Genomic DNA, 16,732 nt, shown 5'->3' with positions numbered 1-16,732 from the left:
CACAGGCGTATGGATACTATGCGCGCCATGCAAATACCCCTCGATCACCCGCTGTTGCAACGCATTGTCGACGACCTGGCCGAAAAAGGCTGGTCCCGACAAGACGGCTTCCTGCTCCAGGCTCTGACCCTGGAACTGGCGGCTGAGTGCCGTAAACGTGCGGCCGAAGGTGAATTGGCCCCGGCGGCGGTCGGGCGCGGACCGGCCCAGGAGATTCGCGAAGGTATTCGCGGTGACCATATCCAGTGGCTGGAAGAGGGCGATGCAGCAGTCTGCGACACCTATATGGAATTGATGGACAGCCTGCGCCTGGCAATGAACCGTGGCCTGTTTCTCGGTCTCGAAGACTTCGAAAGCCACTTCGCGATGTACCCGCCGGGCGCGTTTTACCTCAAGCACCTGGACCGGTTCCGTGACGACGATAGGCGCATGGTCTCGGCCGTGATCTACTTGAACGACGCCTGGCTGCCCGAGCATGGTGGCCAGTTGCGCATGTACCTCAAGGACGGCGTCGAATACGATGTGGTGCCCACCGGTGGTAGCCTGGTGGTGTTCCTGTCGGGCGAGGTGCCCCACGAAGTCATGCCCGCTACGCGCGAACGCCTGTCCCTCACCGGCTGGTTTCGCCGGCGTGGCAACGAGCCGTTTTGAGCATGGAAAAGATTCTGATCAGCCGTTGTCTGCTTGGGCACAAGGTGCGCTACGACGGCGCGGCCAGCGGGCCGTTCGACCAACTGGCCGCGTGGCAAGCCGAAGGGCGAGTGGTTGCGATCTGCCCGGAAGTGTCCGGTGGATTGCCAACGCCGCGTCCACCCGCCGAAATCTCGGGCGGGCAGGGTGTAGAGGTGTGGGAAGGCCGCGCCCAGGTGCTGACTGCCGAGGGCGAAGACTTCAGCGCTGCCTTTCTCGATGGTGCCAGCCAGGCCTTGGCGCTGGTGCAGCGCCACAACATCCGCATCGCCGTGCTCAAGGCGAACAGCCCGTCTTGTGGAAACTTGCTGACATACGACGGCACCTTCAGCGGCGTGAAGGTGAGCGGCGAAGGCGTGACGGCGGCGCTGCTCAAACAGCATGGCGTGCAGGTGTTCAGTGAGTTGGAGTTGCCTGAGGCGCTAGTAGCGCTGGCGCGGTTATCGAAACCTGTGTAACTCCCACATTGACTGAGTCAAATCCGAAAATCACTGTGCCTTGGCTACCGGGGTCTCGCTTTCAAGCCACTTCTGGGCCAACGCCTTCAATCTGCCATCGGCCTTCACCCGCCCCAACGCCTTATCCAGACTCGCCTTGAACGCCGGGTTACCTTTCTGAAACGGGATGACCAGCTCAGGCTTCTCGTTGTAAGGCTCACTGAAATCGAACCGATCCTGCAGCTCGGCAGTCATAGCGATATGGTTGATTGCCACGTCGTACTTGCCGCTTTCCACACCGGGCAACAGGTCAGCATCATTGGTGGTGATAAATGACGAGCGCACGTCCATCTCTTTGGCCAGTTGCTCACCCAGTTCCACTTCGAAGCCGGTGAGTTTGTCGTCTTCCTTGAAGTTGAACGGCGGGTTGTTGGCTTCAAGGGCGATGCGCAATTCTCCACGGTCGAACACATCATCGACCAGTTCGGCGTGAGCCAAGGGGCTCAGAAGGGGAAGCAGCAGTAACAGGCCAAGCGAAAAGCGCATGGTCACTCCTAGAAATTTCAGATGTGCGAGGCGCCGTTCAGCATCGCTTTGCTAAGGTGTTGAGTGTCTTGGACAGCAATTTGTCGCGAAGTTGTCATAAACCTACAGATTTCATAGAAAAACTGGAGAAGCGAATGAAAGCCCTTTTGTCCCGTGCCACCCTGGCCTCCTTGATGCTGGGTGCGTCTATGTTGGCTACCGCCGCAGACGGTATTCCGCGCAGTGCGCCGCCTGAAGGCGCCAAAGTATTCATCGTTTCGCCAAAAGACGGCGCTACTGTCGATAAAACCTTCACCGTCAAATTCGGCATGGAAGGTTTGAAACTCGCGCCTGCCACCGACCAGACGCCAGGCACTGGCCACCACCACCTGCTAGTCGACCAAAAAGAACTGCCTGACGCCAGCATGCCCATCCCGGCCACCGACACCGTGATCCACTACGGCAAGGCCCAGACCGAAACCGAACTGACCCTCACCCCAGGCAAGCACACCTTGCAACTGGTGGCCGGCGATAAGCTGCACATGCAGTTCAACCCGACTGTAGCCTCGAAAGTCATCACGGTTAATGTGAAATAAAAAAAGGGAGCCTCTTGCGGGGCTCCCGTTTTTTTATTGCTGCAAGCGGCAAGTTAAAAGCTGCAAGTAAAAGCTCTTGGCTTGCCGCTTGAAACTTGTTGCTTGCAGCGGACCCTAACCACCGCTCTAGAAAAGCACGCGGCTACGAATGGTCCCGTTGATGTGCTGCAGCTTCTCTTGCGCCAGGTCCGAGTACTCGGCGTCGACGTCGATGACCACGTAGCCGACCTTCTCGTTGGTCTGCAGGAACTGACCGGAGATGTTGATGCCGTTTTCCGCAAAGACCTTGTTGATCTCCATCATCACGCCAGGGATGTTCTGGTGGATGTGCAGCAGACGGTGCTTGCCAGGGTGAGCCGGCAGCGCCACTTCCGGGAAGTTGACCGAGGAAACGGACGTACCGTTGTCGCTGTACTTGACCAGCTTTTCAGACACTTCCAGGCCGATGTTGGCTTGGGCTTCAGCGGTGGAACCACCGATGTGCGGGGTCAGGATCACGTTGTCCAGGCCACGCAGCGGGCTTTCGAAGATGTCGTCGTTGGAGCGCGGCTCCACCGGGAACACGTCGATGGCGGCGCCGATCAGGTGCTTGTCCTTGATCGCGTCGGCCAGGGCGTCCAGCTCGACCACGGTGCCACGCGCCGCGTTGATCAGGATGCCGCCTTTCTTGATGGCACGGATTTCCTTCTCGCCGATCATCCACTGGGTTTCAGTGGTTTCCGGAACGTGCAGGGTCACGATGTCGGACATGCCCAGCAGTTCGGTCAGGCTCGACACTTGCGTGGCGTTGCCCAATGGCAGCTTGGTCAGGGTGTCGTAAAAGAACACCTGCATGCCCAAGCCTTCCGCCAGTACCGACAGCTGAGTGCCGATCGAGCCGTAACCGACGATACCCAGCTTCTTGCCGCGGATTTCGAAGGAGTTGGCTGCGCTCTTGATCCAGCCGCCACGGTGGCAGGAAGCGTTCTTCTCAGGAATGCCGCGCAGCAGCAGGATGGCCTCGGCCAGCACCAGCTCCGCGACGGAACGGGTGTTGGAGTACGGCGCGTTGAACACCGCGATGCCGCGCTCGCGCGCTGCGTTGAGGTCGACCTGGTTGGTGCCGATGCAGAAACAACCGACAGCCACGAGCTTTTTGGCGTGTTCGAAGATCTCTTCGGTCAGCTGAGTGCGGGAGCGAATGCCGATAAAGTGCGCGTCGGCGATCTTTTCCTTTAACTGGGCTTGCGGCAGAGAGCTGGTGATGTACTCAATGCTGGTGTACCCGGCAGCTTTCAGAACGTCGACAGCCGATGGGTGGACGCCTTCCAGAAGAAGGAACTTGATCTTGCTCTTATCGAGAGAAGTCTTGCTCATCTGCGTAAACCTGTATCCCGGAGAAAAATGGCAGGGAATCGGATCGAGTAAGCTGACCCGGACGGCAGGAAAGCCGTCACCGCAGAAACGCCCTTGGGCTCTGTCCTGCGGGGGCGGTATGCTAGCATACGCGCCCCGCTAAACACCTATTCCTGCGACGTGAAGCGTTCTCAGGATGACCATGAATTGTTCGAGAGTTCTGTCGATGACCCATCCTGCCCTGATTGATGAGCTGAAGACCCTGGTTGAGCCCGGCAAAGTGCTGACCGATGCAGACTCCCTGGAGGCTTACGGCAAGGATTGGACCAAGCATTTTGCACCCGCGCCGACCGCCATCGTCTTTCCCAAGACCATTGAGCAGGTCCAGGCCATCGTGCGTTGGGCCAATGCGCACAAGGTGGCGCTGGTGCCGTCCGGTGGGCGTACTGGCTTGTCGGCAGCCGCTGTGGCGGCCAACGGCGAAGTGGTTGTGTCGTTCGACTATATGAACCAGATCCTCGACGTGAACCTCACTGACCGCACTGCCGTGTGCCAGCCGGGCGTGGTTACCAAGCAATTGCAGAACGTCGCCGAAGAAAACGGCCTGTACTACCCGGTGGACTTCGCTTCGTCCGGTTCCAGCCAGATTGGCGGCAATATCGGCACCAATGCCGGCGGGATCAAGGTGATTCGCTATGGCATGACCCGCAACTGGGTGGCCGGCATGAAGGTCGTCACTGGCAAGGGCGATGTGCTGGAACTGAACAAAGACCTGATCAAGAACGCCACCGGCTACGACATGCGCCAGCTGTTTATCGGCGCTGAAGGCACCCTGGGGTTTGTGGTTGAAGCCACCATGCGCCTGGACCGTGCGCCGAAAAACCTGACGGCCATGGTGCTGGGTACCACCGATTTCGACTCGATCATGCCGGTATTGCACGCGTTCCAGAGCAAGCTGGACCTGACCGCCTTCGAATTTTTCTCCGACAAAGCCTTGGCCAAGGTCATGGGCCGTGGCGACGTGCCGGCACCGTTCGAAACCGAATGCCCGTTCTACGCGCTGCTGGAATTCGAAGCCACCACCGAAGAAGTCGCCAACCACGCGCTGGAGACCTTCGAGCACTGCGTCGAGCAGGGTTGGGTGCTGGACGGCGTGATGAGCCAGAGCGAAACCCAGTTGCACAACCTGTGGAAACTGCGCGAGTACATCTCCGAGACCATTTCCCACTGGACGCCTTACAAGAACGACATCTCGGTCACCGTCTCCAAAGTACCCGCCTTCTTGAAGGAAATCGACGCGATCGTCGGCGAACACTACCCGGATTTCGAAATTGTCTGGTTCGGCCACATCGGCGACGGCAACCTGCACCTGAACATCCTCAAGCCGGAAAACCTGAGCAAGGATGAGTTCTTCGCCAAGTGCGCCACCGTGAACAAGTGGGTGTTTGAAACCGTCGAGAAGTACAACGGCTCAATCTCCGCTGAACACGGTGTGGGCATGACCAAGCGCGATTACCTGACCTACAGCCGCTCGCCGGTTGAAATCGAATACATGAAAGCAGTGAAAGCGGTGTTCGACCCGAGCGGGATCATGAACCCCGGCAAGATATTCGCTGTTTAACCGCCCCTGAAGGAGTCGTTTCATGAGCTACCAGCACAAGTATGTCGACGGCACCAACATCCACTTTCCGGTCGGTAAAGTGGTGTGTATCGGGCGTAACTACGCCGAACATGCCAAGGAACTGGACAACCCGGTCCCTACCGAGCCGTTGCTGTTCATCAAGCCGGGCAGTTGCGTGGTGCCGTTGGAAGGTGGTTTCAGCATTCCAACCGAGCGCGGTTCGGTGCATTACGAAGCGGAAATCGCGGTATTGATCGGCAAGCCTTTGTCGAACAAGCCCAGCCGAGAAGAAGTGCTGGACGCCATCTCCGGCTTCGCTCCGGCCCTGGACCTGACCCTGCGCGATAAGCAGGCCGAGCTGAAAGCCAAGGGCTTGCCGTGGGAAATCGCCAAGTCTTTCGACGGCGCGGCAGTCATCGCACCGTTCGTGGTGGGCAGTACGTTCCCGGACGTGACCGATATCGGCATCCGCCTGACCATCAATGGCGAAGTGCGCCAGGATGGCAACAGCGCGCAAATGCTCAACCCGATCATTCCGATGATCCAGCACATGGCCGGCTGCTTCTCGCTGCAAGCGGGTGATGTGATCCTCACCGGCACCCCGGCCGGCGTGGGCCCGCTGAATGTGGGTGATGAGCTGGTGCTGGAACTGTCGGGTGTGAATCGCTTCGAAAGCAGCGTTCGCTAAAAACTGAATACAGTCCACATGTGGGAGCCGGGTAAGCCCGGCTCCCACAGCGTTTTGTGTGTGCCTGGAGTTTTCAGGTCTTTGCATTTTTTTCACACGCCATCCGGATAATCCTCAGCCACTTGCACACGGGCACCTCGATCCTGTGCTACCACCTAACGCTGACTTTCCGGAAAAAGCACCCAATGGCCGTGCCCCTGCCTACCGTCACCCCCAAGCTGCGTTCCCGCTTTGCCCTGCGCTGGTATTCTTGGCTATTGCTGACGGGCGTGATTGTGTATGGCGTTGCCTGGGCCCTGCACTGGGATGATCGCGGCGTACTGTGGATACTCGAACGCTTCGAAACCCCCGCCGAGCGCCAAGAGAGCGTGTGGCTGCCGGACTATCATGCCGTCATCGATGGCAAGCGTTTGCCGGGGATGGAGAAGGATGAAGCTTCGGACGTCTCCTACAACCCACAGACCAAAACCCTGTTTTCTGTGATGGGCAAAAACCCGTTCCTCGTCGAGTTGAGCCTGCAAGGCGATGTGCTGCGCAAGATGCCGCTCAATGGCTGGGATAACCCGGAAGGTATCACCGTGATGGAAAACGGCTTGATGGCGGTGGTCGATGAGCGCCAGCACACGGTGACTCTCGTCAAGGTCGTCGCCACCACTCAGCAATTGAACAAGGCTGACTTCCCGAGTTACGACCTGGGCCCCTCCAAGGATCAAAACAAAGCGTTTGAAGGCGTGGCTTGGGACAACCTTAACCAGCAACTGGTGTTCGGTGAGGAACGCCCGCCGGCACTGTTTACCTGGAAAAGCGACGGCAGCCAAGCCCTGGTCGGCAGCAAGCAAAAGCTCGCCAGCACCGAGCTGGATATGCGTAACCTCTCGGGCCTTGCCGTCGACCCGCGGACCGGCCATTTACTGGTGCTGTCGGCTGATTCCCACCTGCTGCTGGAGCTGGGCGAGAAGGGCGAGCAAGTCAGCTTCATGACCTTGCTCGGCGGTTTCAACGGCCTTAAAAACACCATTCCCCGTGCAGAGGGCGTGACCATGGACGACGACGGCACGCTCTACATGGTCAGTGAGCCAAACCTGTTCTATCGCTTCGAAAAGCAGAAATAGCGTACCGATTACGTCGGATATTTCTCTATCAGCGGCATTCGCCAGACACTGGGGGGCGTTTAAGTTTAAATTCAGGCAGGCCTGATATTCATTCGCCACTTTTGAGCTTGAGCCCCTCCGATGCGACGACTAGCCCGCCCCAAACCTATGTTCTTTATTCTTGCGCTGATCGCCCTGGTCAGCGCCGGGGTCGTTGCGCAGCATTTTCGCCTGTTCGAGCGCGCCTGGTTCAACTGGCAAGTGTGGCGCCAGCCGGCGAATGAGCGCTCCATCGGCCTGGCGGACTACCGGGTAGCCCTGGAGGCCCAGGTGATCGAGGGGCTCAACGACGACGTCTCGGCCCTCACCTACGACCCAGTGCGCAAAAGCCTGTTTACCGTCACCAATAAAAACGCCGAACTGATCGAGCTTTCCCTGGAGGGCAAGATCCTGCGGCGTATTCCCTTGGTGGGATTTGGCGATGCCGAGGCGGTGGAATTTATCAGCGACAACACTTATGTCATCAGCGATGAGCGCCAGCAGCGCTTGATCAAGGTACATGTGGATGACGATACCCAATTCCTCGATGCCGCCGATGCGGAGCAAATGACGCTGGGCCTGCACGTTGGCGGCAATAAAGGGTTTGAAGGCCTGGCGTACGACTCGGTGGGCAAACGCCTGTTCGTCGCCAAGGAACGCGACCCGATGCTGATCTACGAGGTCCACGGGTTTCCTCATTTCAAAGCGGAAAAAACCTACTCGGTACACGTGATCAACAACCCCAAGCGTGACGCCGGGCTGTTTGTGCGCGACCTGTCGAGCCTGCAATACGACGAGCGCAGCGGCCATCTCTTGGCGCTGTCGGATGAGTCGTTTTTGGTGCTGGAACTGGATATCGACGGTCGCCCGTTGAGCAGTCTTTCTCTGCTGAACGGGCGCCATGGCCTGAAGAAGCGCGTGCCTCAGGCGGAAGGGATCGCGATGGACGATGACGGTAACTTGTACCTGACCAGCGAGCCGAACCTGTTCTATGTGTTCAAGAAACCAAGTCTCTGAAGCACTGCTCCCACATTTAAACGCGTCAGGCCTTCAGGGTTTTCACACCTTCCGAGGTGCCCAGCAGCAACACATCCGCCGGACGCGCCGCGAACAAACCATTGGTGACCACACCAACGATCGCATTGATCTGCGTCTCAAGCGCCACCGGATTGGTGATCTGCATGTTGAACACGTCGAGGATAATATTCCCGTTGTCAGTCAACACGCCTTCGCGGTACACCGGGTCGCCGCCCAGTTTCACCAACTCGCGGGCCACGTGGCTGCGCGCCATCGGGATGACTTCCACCGGCAACGGGAACGCGCCGAGTACCGGCACCAGCTTGCTGGCGTCCGCGATGCAGATAAAGGTCTTGGCCACGGCCGCGACGATCTTCTCGCGGGTCAGGGCTGCGCCGCCGCCCTTGATCAGGTTCAGGTGTTCGTCGCTTTCATCGGCGCCGTCAACGTAGAACTCCAGGTCGCTCACGGTGTTGAGCTCATACACCGCAATCCCATGGCCCTTGAGGCGCGCGGCGGTGGCTTCGGAGCTTGCCACGGCGCCGTCGAATGCGCCCTTGTGCTGAGCCAGTGCATCGATAAAGCAGTTGGCGGTGGAGCCGGTGCCGACACCGACGATGCTCTTGTCGTCGAGTTTAGGAAGGATTAAATCGACGGCGGCCTGGGCCACTGCCTGTTTGAGTTGATCCTGGGTCATGCGGGCTCCGGAACGGGCGGGGAGTAAAGAGGGGCGCGAGTATAACCCAACAAAACCTCTTGATTCGTGTGGTCGCCCGGCCAAACGCTGGGTTAGACTCCTTGGCCCTGCCCATCCCGCCCAGTGATTTCCGCCGATGCTTGAACAGTACGTCAAAAAGATCCTCACCTCGCGCGTTTACGACATCGCCGTAGAAACTCCGTTACAGACCGCCCGCCAGCTTTCCGAGCGGCTGGGCAACAAGGTCTGGCTCAAGCGTGAAGACTTGCAGCCGGTGTTCTCGTTCAAGATTCGCGGCGCCTACAACAAGCTGACCCAACTGACCAGCGAGGAACGTGCGCGCGGTGTGGTCACGGCGTCGGCGGGTAACCATGCCCAGGGCCTGGCCCTGGCGGCCAAGGTGCTGGGGGTGAAAGCCACTATTGTCATGCCCAAGACCACTCCGGAGATCAAGGTCGAAGGCGTGCGCTCGCGTGGCGGCAAAGTGGTGCTGCATGGCGATTCCTTCCCGGAAGCTCTGGCCTACTCGCTGAAACTGGTCGACGAAAAAGGCTACGTCTACATTCACCCCTACGATGATCCGCACACCATTGCCGGGCAGGGCACCGTGGCGATGGAAATCCTGCGCCAGCACCCAGGGCCGCTGGACGCGATTTTTGTACCGGTGGGCGGCGGCGGGCTGATCGCGGGTATTGCGGCCTATGTGAAATACCTGCGCCCGGAGATCAAGATCATCGGCGTCGAGCCGGACGACTCCAATTGCCTGCAAGCCGCGATGGCGGCTGGCGAACGCGTGGTACTGCCGACCGTGGGCCTCTTTGCCGATGGCGTGGCGGTGGCGCAGATCGGCCAGCACACCTTCGACATCTGCAAGGACTACGTCGATGAAGTGATCACCGTGAGCACCGATGAAATCTGTGCGGCGATCAAGGATATCTACGACGACACCCGCTCCATCACCGAACCCGCGGGCGCCTTGGGCGTGGCAGGCATCAAGAAGTACGTCGAGACCCGTGGCGTTACCGGGCAGACCCTGGTGGCCATCGATTCCGGCGCCAACGTCAACTTCGACCGCCTGCGCCATGTGGCCGAGCGTGCCGAGCTGGGTGAAGGTCGCGAGGCGATCATCGCCGTGACCATCCCCGAAAAGCCCGGCAGCTTCAAGGCGTTCTGCGAGGCTGTGGGCAAGCGCCAGATCACCGAATTCAACTATCGCTTCCACTCCGGCAGTGAGGCACACATTTTTGTCGGCGTGCAGACCCACCCGGAAACCGACCCGCGCAGCGCGCTGATCGCCAGCCTCATCAGCCAGGGTTTTCCGGTGCTGGACCTGACCGAGAACGAGCTGGCCAAGTTGCACATCCGGCACATGGTCGGCGGCCATGCGGCCCACGTCAGCAATGAAGTGGTGTTTCGCTTCGAATTCCCGGAGCGTCCGGGCGCCTTGTTCAACTTTCTTAACAAATTGGGCGGGCGTTGGAACATCTCGATGTTCCACTATCGCAACCACGGCGCAGCAGATGGCCGTGTGGTCGCCGGCCTGCAAGTGCCGGCGGACGAGCGCCACCTGGTACCGGCAGCCCTGGAAGCCATCGGCTACCCGTACTGGGATGAAAGCGATAACCCGGCCTACACACTGTTCCTCGGATGAGCGACTACGCTGATTGGGGCGGCCTTAAGGAAGACGACACATGGAAACCCTGACCACCCTGAAAGTTATCCACATCGCGGCCACCGTATTGCTGCTGCTCAGCGGCCTGGGCTTGGCGCTGCTGGCCTGGCGCAAACGCAGCGCCGGCCCGGCGGTGACCCTGCAACGCCCTTGGGTGGTGGTCTGGTTATTGATGGGCATCTGCGTCGTCAGCATGCCGTTTACCGGTTGGTGGCTGGTGCACCTGACCGGCTGGCCGCTAGGTCAGACCTGGATTCTCGGTTCCAGCATCCTCTACACCGTGGCGGCGCTGGCGTGGTTCTGGCTGGTGGCGCGGCTTAATCGCCTGCGTAAGGGCGAGGGCGGCAGCTTGAACTTCACGTTGGTGCTGGCGGTAATCAGCCTGGTGGGGTTCGTAGCAATTGCCGGTTTGATGGGTGCCAAGCCTGTCTGAATGAGTGCCTACCTGCTGCTGAAAACCCTGCATATCCTCTCGTCGACCGTTCTGTTCGGGCTGGGCGCGGGCTCGGCTTACTACGCATTGCGTGCCTGGCGTACCGGCAACGTTGAAGTGATTGCCGTGACCTTCAAGCACCTGGTGTTCGCCGATTGGGCGTTTACCGCGACCGCGGCGCTGTTCCAACCGTTGAGCGGGATTGGCTTGATGCATCTGGCGGGCTGGTCGCTGCAGCAGAGTTGGTTGCAGTGGACGTTCGGTTTGTATGTGCTGGCGGGGATCTGCTGGTTGCCGGTGGTGTGGTTGCAGATTCGCGTACACAAGATGGCAGAGCAGGCGTTGCGGGAGGGCACGGCAATGCCGATCAAGGCCGCGACCTATATGCGCGGGTGGTTGGGCCTGGGGTGGCCGGCGTTCCTGGCCTTCATGGTGATTTTCTATCTGATGGTCGCCAAGCCGATGTAGTGAGCGGGCAAGCCCGCTCATACAGATCAGCTGCGCAGGGTAATCACCGGCCAGCCACGCTGTTCAGCCTCAGCCCGCAAATTCGGGTCCGGATCCACTGCCACCGGATGAGTCACTTGCTCCAGCAGCGGCAAATCATTCATCGAGTCGCTATAGAAGTAACTGTCTTCCAGGCTGAACCCGGTCTCTGCCAGCCAGCGATTCAAACGTGTCACCTTACCCTCGCGAAAGCACGGCACGTCGGTGCTGCGCCCGGTGTAGCGGCCGTTTTCCATCTCGCACTCTGTGGCGATCAGGGTTTCCACGCCCAGGCGTGCGGCAATTGGCGCGGTGACGAAACGGTTGGTGGCGGTGATGATCACCAGCGTGTCACCGGCGGCGCGGTGCTTGGCCAGCAGTTCAGCGGCCAGCGGCAGCATCAGCGGCTCGATGCAGTCGCGCATGAAGTCATTGTGCCACTCGTCCAGTTGGGCCATCTCGGTACGGCCGAGAATTTCCAGGCTGAAGTTCAGGTAGGCGGCATTGTCCAGCTTGCCGGCCAGGTAATCCTGGTAGAACTCGTCGTTGCGCGCCTTGTAGGCGATGGGGTCGAGAATCCCGCGTTCACAGAGGTAATCGCCCCAGGCGTGATCGCTGTCACCGCCAAGAAGGGTGTTGTCCAAGTCGAATAAAGCCAGGCGCATTGCAGTTACTCGCTGAAAAGTCTGTAAAAAGGCGTCCAGAATACGGTCTTTTCACAAGAGTGCACATAAGGTAAGAAGCCTCGTTGCCGCTGGAACAACCTTTGTGGAACAATGCGGCGACATGCGTTTGCGAGGTTGTTGCCGTGATCGACCCCGATGGTTTCCGTCCTAATGTCGGGATTATTCTTACGAATGATGCCGGACAGGTGCTATGGGCTCGCCGAATCAACCAAGATGCCTGGCAGTTTCCTCAAGGCGGAATCAACCCCGACGAAACCCCTGAAGACGCCTTGTACCGTGAGTTGAATGAAGAAGTCGGCCTTGAGCGTGAAGATGTACAGATTCTGGCGTGTACCCGCGGCTGGTTGCGCTATCGTTTGCCGCAACGCCTGGTGCGTACCCACAGCCAACCGCTGTGCATCGGCCAGAAGCAGAAATGGTTTCTCCTGCGCCTGATCTCCGACGAGCAGCGGGTGCGGATGGATTTGACCGGTAAACCGGAGTTCGATGGCTGGCGCTGGGTCAGCTATTGGTACCCGTTGGGCCAGGTGGTGACATTCAAGCGCGAAGTTTATCGTCGCGCTCTCAAAGAGCTTGCCCCGCGCCTATTAGCGCGCGACTGACGACGGAGTTCGACCCCGAGCCATGCTCAATACGCTGCGCAAGATCGTCCAGGAAGTTAACTCCGCCAAGGATCTCAAGGCGGCGTTGGGGATTATTGTGTTGCGCGTCAAGGAAGCCATGGGCAGCCAGGTCTGCTCGGTTTACCTGCTGGACCCCGAGACCAACCGTTTTGTGCTGATGGCCACCGAGGGCCTGAACAAGCGCTCCATCGGCAAGGTCAGCATGGCGCCCAATGAAGGTCTGGTGGGCCTGGTGGGGACGCGTGAAGAACCCCTGAACCTCGAACATGCAGCCAATCACCCGCGTTATCGCTACTTTGCCGAAACCGGTGAAGAGCGTTACGCCTCGTTCCTCGGCGCACCGATCATTCACCACCGCCGCGTTGTCGGCGTGTTGGTCATCCAGCAAAAAGAGCGCCGTCAGTTCGACGAAGGTGAAGAAGCCTTCCTGGTGACGATGAGCGCGCAACTGGCCGGGGTTATCGCCCACGCCGAAGCGACGGGCTCGATTCGCGGCCTGGGTCGCGAAGGCAAGGGCATTCAGGAAGCCAAGTTCGTCGGCGTGCCGGGCTCGCCGGGCGCGGCGGTCGGTACGGCGGTGGTGATGTTGCCGCCGGCGGACCTGGATGTGGTGCCGGACAAGACCGTCAAAGACATCGACGCCGAAATCAAACTGTTCAAGACCGCCCTGGAAGGCGTGCGCGCCGACATGCGCAACCTGTCGACCAAGCTGGCGACTCAGTTGCGCCCCGAAGAACGCGCGCTGTTTGACGTGTACCAGATGATGCTCGACGACGCGTCCCTGGGTAACGAAGTCAAGACGGTGATCAAGACCGGCCAGTGGGCCCAGGGTGCACTGCGCCAAGTGGTCACCGATCACGTCAACCGTTTCGAATTGATGGACGACGCCTACCTGCGCGAGCGCGCCTCTGATGTGCGTGACCTCGGTCGCCGTCTGCTGGCCTACCTGCAGGAAGACCGCACCACCAACCTGGTCTACCCCGACAACACGATTCTGATCAGTGAAGAACTGACCGCCACCATGCTCGGCGAAGTGCCGGAAGGCAAGCTGGTGGGGCTGGTCTCGGTACTCGGTTCGGGTAACTCCCACGTCGCGATCCTGGCCCGCGCCATGGGCATCCCGACGGTGATGGGCCTGGTGGACCTGCCGTATTCCAAAGTGGATGGCATCGACATGATCGTCGATGGGCATCGCGGTGAAGTGTTTACCAACCCCAGCGAAGTGCTGCGCAAGCAATACGCCGAAGTGGTTGAAGAAGAGAAACAACTGGCGCTGGGCCTCGACTCATTGCGCGAACTGCCGTGCGTGACCACCGATGGCCATCGTGTGCCGCTGCTGGTCAACACTGGCTTGCTGGCGGATGTAGCCCGTGCGCAACAGCGCGGCGCCGAAGGCGTGGGGCTGTACCGCACCGAAGTGCCGTTCATGATCAATCAGCGTTTTCCGAGTGAGAAGGAGCAGCTGGCGATTTATCGCGAGCAACTGCAGGCCTTCCACCCGTTGCCGGTGACCATGCGCAGCCTGGACATCGGCGGCGACAAGTCACTGTCGTATTTCCCGATCAAGGAAGACAACCCCTTCCTGGGCTGGCGCGGTATTCGCGTCACCCTCGACCACCCTGAAATTTTCCTCGTACAGACCCGCGCCATGCTCAAGGCCAGCGAAGGCCTGAACAACCTGCGCATCCTGCTGCCGATGATCTCCGGCACCCATGAGCTGGAAGAGGCGCTGCACCTGATTCACCGTGCGTGGGGCGAAGTGCGCGATGAAGGCGCCGACGTGCCGATGCCGCCGATTGGCGTGATGATCGAAATCCCGGCAGCGGTGTACCAGGCTAAAGAGCTGGCGCGGCAGGTAGATTTCCTCTCGGTGGGCTCCAATGACCTGACCCAATACCTGCTGGCCGTGGACCGCAACAACCCACGGGTGGCCGACCTCTACGACTACCTGCACCCGGCGGTGCTGCAAGCCCTGCAACACGTAGTGCGCGACGCCCATGCCGAAGGCAAGCCGGTGAGCATCTGCGGTGAAATGGCCGGCGACCCCGCAGCGGCGGTGTTGTTGATGGCGATGGGCTTTGACAGCCTGTCGATGAACGCCACCAACTTGCCGAAGGTCAAGTGGATGCTACGCCAGGTTGAATTGAGCATGGCCAAGGATTTGCTGGCGGAGCTGATGACCATCGACAACCCGCAAGTTATCCACAGCTCGCTGCAACTGGCGCTGAAGAACTTGGGGCTGACGCGGATGATCAACCCGGGCTCCGCGAAGACCCTCTAAGCAACACCGATCAAATGTGGGAGCGGGCTTGCTCGCGAATGCAGCGTGTCAGTCGTCGAATATGTGACTGATACACCGCTTTCGCGAGCAAGCCCGCACACACTGGTTTTGTGGCGTCTAGAAACTCAGGTCGACCTCGCCAAGTCGCCCACCATGCGGCCCAAAGCTACGCTCCACCATCCGCCGCGTCCCATCCGCATTCACGATCAACGCCGTACTCGCCCGCGTCCCATAACTCGGGCTGGCAATAAACAGGCTCGACAACAAACTCTCAGTCGCCAAGCCCACCCCGGTATCCGGCAAATCCGCAAACGGCGCCGTCTGCGGATCACTCAACATCTCCAACAACGCCTCAGGCTGCGGGTCCTCCAGCATCTCGCTCAACGCCGCCCTGGCCTTGATCAGCTTGGGCCACGGCGTGTCCAGCCCGGCATTGGACAACCCATACACCCCGGCCTCCAAACGTGTCGGCTCGGTATGATTGGCGTTGTAATGCCACAACTCATCTCGCGTACCCACCAGCAGGTTAAACCCGGCATATTCAATCGATCGGCCGTTAACATCGGCCAGATACTCTTCAATCGGCAGCGAACCACTGAGAAATAGCGCAACCAACTCCCCGCGTGACTTACGTGCCGGCGGCTGGTGCGGGTCGCGGATATTGGTCAAGGCGGCAAAGCGGCCGTCGGCATTCACCCCCAGCCAGGTACCGCCCGCTTCCTGATCGCGGCCGGCGAAGACTTCGGGCACGTCCGACCATTGGGCCAGCGGCAGGCTGGGGCGAGCGTAGAACTCATCACGGTTGGCCGCGACGATCAGCGGTTGGGCGTGGCCCGGCCGCCAGGCGAAAACAATCAGGCACATCAGGCGATTCCCTTTTGTGTTTTTTGCCACTCTACCGGCAGCAACGCAGGCGTACCATCGTATCCAGTTGGGTTGCATGCCTTCCATCCGTTAACATGCCGGACTTGGTCTGGGGGCTCCCATGGAATTTCTGCTGTATTTGCTGCTCGGCGCCTGTGCGGGCGTGCTCGCCGGGCTGTTTGGCGTGGGTGGCGGGATTATCATCGTGCCGGTGCTGGTGTTCAGCTTCACCTTGCAGGGCTTTGACCCGCAGGTGCTGACCCACTTGGCCGTGGGCACTTCCCTGGCAACGATCATCTTTACCTCGGTGAATGCCGTGCGTGAGCACCATCGGCGTGGCGCGGTGCGTTGGCCGATCTTTGTGTGGATGACCGTGGGTATCCTGATCGGCGCAGGCTTTGGTGCACTGACCGCCGAGGCGATTTCCGGCCCCCACCTGCAAAAGATCATCGGCGTGTTTGCCTTGTTGGTGGCCGTGCAACTGGCCCTGGAGGTCAAGCCCAATGCCAGCCGGACGGTGCCGGGCAAGGTTGGCCTGACCATCGCCGGCACATTTATCGGCTGGGCTTCGGCGATTTTCGGGATTGGCGGCGGCTCGCTGACCGTACCGTTCCTGACCTGGCGCAGCGTGCCGATGCAGCAGGCCGTGGCCACTTCATCGGCTTGTGGCCTGCCGATTGCGCTGGCCAGTGCATCAAGTTTCATGATTCTTGGCTGGCATGACCCGCTGTTGCCCGCTCATAGTCTAGGGTTCGTGTATTTGCCGGCACTGTTGGGCATTGCCCTGACCAGTATGGTGTTCGCCCGTTTCGGCGCACGCCTGGCGCACCGATTATCGCCGCGTTTGCTCAAGCGGTTGTTCGCCGGGCTGCTGTTCTGTGTCGGCTTAAACTTTTTGTTGTAATGCAGGCTTAATCGCGTCCGGGCATGGTCCGGGCGCTATAACGAATG

Annotated in this window: 18 protein-coding genes; 13 read left to right on the top strand and 5 right to left on the bottom strand. The window is 59.8% G+C overall.

Annotated features, from left to right (window positions below; all coding sequences use genetic code 11):
• The first annotated feature begins 18 nt into the window (after positions 1-18).
• Positions 19-651, top strand: a complete 633-nt coding sequence (locus AACY36_RS03875; RefSeq protein ID WP_339415454.1) for a 2OG-Fe(II) oxygenase — start codon at positions 19-21, stop codon at positions 649-651.
• 2 nt (positions 652-653) lie between these two features.
• Positions 654-1,148: a DUF523 domain-containing protein gene (locus tag AACY36_RS03870; protein WP_339415207.1), complete on the top strand. Its 495-nt coding sequence runs from the start codon at positions 654-656 to the stop codon at positions 1,146-1,148.
• Positions 1,149-1,178: 30 nt separating this feature from the next.
• Here the strand turns inward: AACY36_RS03870 and AACY36_RS03865 are convergent, their stop codons facing one another.
• Positions 1,179-1,673, bottom strand: coding sequence for a transporter substrate-binding domain-containing protein (locus AACY36_RS03865; protein WP_339415208.1), 495 nt, complete (start codon positions 1,671-1,673; stop codon positions 1,179-1,181).
• Between the two features lie 134 nt (positions 1,674-1,807).
• On the opposite strand from AACY36_RS03865, the gene AACY36_RS03860 reads away from it, so the two are divergent.
• Positions 1,808-2,248 carry a DUF4399 domain-containing protein gene (locus AACY36_RS03860; RefSeq protein WP_339415209.1) on the top strand — a complete coding sequence of 147 codons (441 nt, stop codon included), beginning with the start codon at positions 1,808-1,810 and terminating at the stop codon, positions 2,246-2,248.
• 126 nt (positions 2,249-2,374) lie between these two features.
• On the opposite strand, the gene serA is transcribed toward AACY36_RS03860, so the two are convergent.
• Positions 2,375-3,604: a phosphoglycerate dehydrogenase gene (serA, locus tag AACY36_RS03855; protein WP_339415210.1), complete on the bottom strand. Its 1,230-nt coding sequence runs from the start codon at positions 3,602-3,604 to the stop codon at positions 2,375-2,377.
• 205 nt (positions 3,605-3,809) lie between these two features.
• Here serA and AACY36_RS03850 point away from each other — a divergent pair, with 205 nt between their 5' ends.
• The 4 genes from AACY36_RS03850 to AACY36_RS03835 all read left to right on the top strand — a co-directional run bounded on the left by AACY36_RS03850 (position 3,810) and on the right by AACY36_RS03835 (position 8,039).
• Complete coding sequence (locus tag AACY36_RS03850) at positions 3,810-5,204, top strand: FAD-binding oxidoreductase (RefSeq protein WP_339415211.1); 1,395 nt, start codon at positions 3,810-3,812, stop codon at positions 5,202-5,204.
• A 22-nt stretch (positions 5,205-5,226) separates the two neighbouring features.
• Complete coding sequence (locus tag AACY36_RS03845; RefSeq protein ID WP_049711056.1) at positions 5,227-5,892, top strand: fumarylacetoacetate hydrolase family protein; 666 nt, start codon at positions 5,227-5,229, stop codon at positions 5,890-5,892.
• A gap of 185 nt (positions 5,893-6,077) precedes the next feature.
• A complete protein-coding gene (locus AACY36_RS03840) occupies positions 6,078-7,004 on the top strand; it encodes an SdiA-regulated domain-containing protein (RefSeq protein ID WP_339415212.1) in 927 nt (308 codons plus the stop codon).
• A gap of 120 nt (positions 7,005-7,124) precedes the next feature.
• A complete protein-coding gene (locus AACY36_RS03835) occupies positions 7,125-8,039 on the top strand; it encodes an SdiA-regulated domain-containing protein (RefSeq protein WP_339415213.1) in 915 nt (304 codons plus the stop codon).
• A gap of 25 nt (positions 8,040-8,064) precedes the next feature.
• Here AACY36_RS03835 and rpiA read toward each other — a convergent pair whose 3' ends face one another.
• Positions 8,065-8,736 carry a ribose-5-phosphate isomerase RpiA gene (gene rpiA, locus AACY36_RS03830; protein ID WP_339415214.1) on the bottom strand — a complete coding sequence of 224 codons (672 nt, stop codon included), beginning with the start codon at positions 8,734-8,736 and terminating at the stop codon, positions 8,065-8,067.
• Between the two features lie 136 nt (positions 8,737-8,872).
• On the opposite strand from rpiA, the gene ilvA reads away from it, so the two are divergent.
• The 3 genes from ilvA to AACY36_RS03815 are packed head-to-tail and all read left to right on the top strand — an operon-like array spanning position 8,873 to position 11,309.
• Positions 8,873-10,387, top strand: a complete 1,515-nt coding sequence (gene ilvA, locus AACY36_RS03825; protein ID WP_339415215.1) for a threonine ammonia-lyase, biosynthetic — start codon at positions 8,873-8,875, stop codon at positions 10,385-10,387.
• A gap of 40 nt (positions 10,388-10,427) precedes the next feature.
• Positions 10,428-10,841: a DUF2269 family protein gene (locus AACY36_RS03820; protein WP_339415216.1), complete on the top strand. Its 414-nt coding sequence runs from the start codon at positions 10,428-10,430 to the stop codon at positions 10,839-10,841.
• Positions 10,842-11,309, top strand: a complete 468-nt coding sequence (locus AACY36_RS03815; RefSeq protein WP_339438207.1) for a DUF2269 family protein — start codon at positions 10,842-10,844, stop codon at positions 11,307-11,309.
• Positions 11,310-11,335: 26 nt separating this feature from the next.
• Here the strand turns inward: AACY36_RS03815 and AACY36_RS03810 are convergent, their stop codons facing one another.
• Complete coding sequence (locus tag AACY36_RS03810) at positions 11,336-11,992, bottom strand: HAD family hydrolase (RefSeq protein WP_339415218.1); 657 nt, start codon at positions 11,990-11,992, stop codon at positions 11,336-11,338.
• Between the two features lie 143 nt (positions 11,993-12,135).
• Here AACY36_RS03810 and AACY36_RS03805 point away from each other — a divergent pair, with 143 nt between their 5' ends.
• The gene (locus AACY36_RS03805) at positions 12,136-12,615 is read left to right on the top strand and encodes an RNA pyrophosphohydrolase (RefSeq protein ID WP_049713461.1); all 480 of its coding nucleotides are present in this window, start codon (positions 12,136-12,138) and stop codon (positions 12,613-12,615) included.
• 22 nt (positions 12,616-12,637) lie between these two features.
• On the top strand, positions 12,638-14,917 hold the full coding sequence (gene ptsP / locus AACY36_RS03800) for a phosphoenolpyruvate--protein phosphotransferase (protein WP_339415219.1): 2,280 nt from the start codon (positions 12,638-12,640) through the stop codon (positions 14,915-14,917).
• A 117-nt stretch (positions 14,918-15,034) separates the two neighbouring features.
• Here ptsP and AACY36_RS03795 read toward each other — a convergent pair whose 3' ends face one another.
• A complete protein-coding gene (locus tag AACY36_RS03795; protein WP_339415220.1) occupies positions 15,035-15,781 on the bottom strand; it encodes an NRDE family protein in 747 nt (248 codons plus the stop codon).
• Between the two features lie 121 nt (positions 15,782-15,902).
• Between AACY36_RS03795 and AACY36_RS03790 the strand changes: the two genes are divergently transcribed.
• On the top strand, positions 15,903-16,685 hold the full coding sequence (locus AACY36_RS03790) for a sulfite exporter TauE/SafE family protein (RefSeq protein WP_339469621.1): 783 nt from the start codon (positions 15,903-15,905) through the stop codon (positions 16,683-16,685).
• Positions 16,686-16,732: the final 47 nt, after the last annotated feature.

Origin of the sequence: Pseudomonas sp. EA_15y_Pfl1_P101 (assembly GCF_963970835.1) — a bacterium.
Lineage (GTDB): Bacteria > Pseudomonadota > Gammaproteobacteria > Pseudomonadales > Pseudomonadaceae > Aquipseudomonas > Aquipseudomonas tritici.
This window is presented reverse-complemented; position numbering and strand designations above follow the sequence as displayed.

Bases quoted from the DNA above. Each gene is read 5' to 3' on its own strand.
- AACY36_RS03875 (WP_339415454.1), top strand. From the start codon at position 19: ATGCGCGCCATGCAAATACCCCTCGATCACCCGCTGTTGCAACGCATT.
- AACY36_RS03870 (WP_339415207.1), top strand. From the start codon at position 654: ATGGAAAAGATTCTGATCAGCCGTTGTCTGCTTGGGCACAAGGTGCGC.
- AACY36_RS03865 (WP_339415208.1), bottom strand. From the start codon at position 1,673: ATGCGCTTTTCGCTTGGCCTGTTACTGCTGCTTCCCCTTCTGAGCCCC.
- AACY36_RS03860 (WP_339415209.1), top strand. From the start codon at position 1,808: ATGAAAGCCCTTTTGTCCCGTGCCACCCTGGCCTCCTTGATGCTGGGT.
- serA (WP_339415210.1), bottom strand. From the start codon at position 3,604: ATGAGCAAGACTTCTCTCGATAAGAGCAAGATCAAGTTCCTTCTTCTG.
- AACY36_RS03850 (WP_339415211.1), top strand. From the start codon at position 3,810: ATGACCCATCCTGCCCTGATTGATGAGCTGAAGACCCTGGTTGAGCCC.
- AACY36_RS03845 (WP_049711056.1), top strand. From the start codon at position 5,227: ATGAGCTACCAGCACAAGTATGTCGACGGCACCAACATCCACTTTCCG.
- AACY36_RS03840 (WP_339415212.1), top strand. From the start codon at position 6,078: ATGGCCGTGCCCCTGCCTACCGTCACCCCCAAGCTGCGTTCCCGCTTT.
- AACY36_RS03835 (WP_339415213.1), top strand. From the start codon at position 7,125: ATGCGACGACTAGCCCGCCCCAAACCTATGTTCTTTATTCTTGCGCTG.
- rpiA (WP_339415214.1), bottom strand. From the start codon at position 8,736: ATGACCCAGGATCAACTCAAACAGGCAGTGGCCCAGGCCGCCGTCGAT.
- ilvA (WP_339415215.1), top strand. From the start codon at position 8,873: ATGCTTGAACAGTACGTCAAAAAGATCCTCACCTCGCGCGTTTACGAC.
- AACY36_RS03820 (WP_339415216.1), top strand. From the start codon at position 10,428: ATGGAAACCCTGACCACCCTGAAAGTTATCCACATCGCGGCCACCGTA.
- AACY36_RS03815 (WP_339438207.1), top strand. From the start codon at position 10,842: ATGAGTGCCTACCTGCTGCTGAAAACCCTGCATATCCTCTCGTCGACC.
- AACY36_RS03810 (WP_339415218.1), bottom strand. From the start codon at position 11,992: ATGCGCCTGGCTTTATTCGACTTGGACAACACCCTTCTTGGCGGTGAC.
- ptsP (WP_339415219.1), top strand. From the start codon at position 12,638: ATGCTCAATACGCTGCGCAAGATCGTCCAGGAAGTTAACTCCGCCAAG.
- AACY36_RS03795 (WP_339415220.1), bottom strand. From the start codon at position 15,781: ATGTGCCTGATTGTTTTCGCCTGGCGGCCGGGCCACGCCCAACCGCTG.
- AACY36_RS03790 (WP_339469621.1), top strand. From the start codon at position 15,903: ATGGAATTTCTGCTGTATTTGCTGCTCGGCGCCTGTGCGGGCGTGCTC.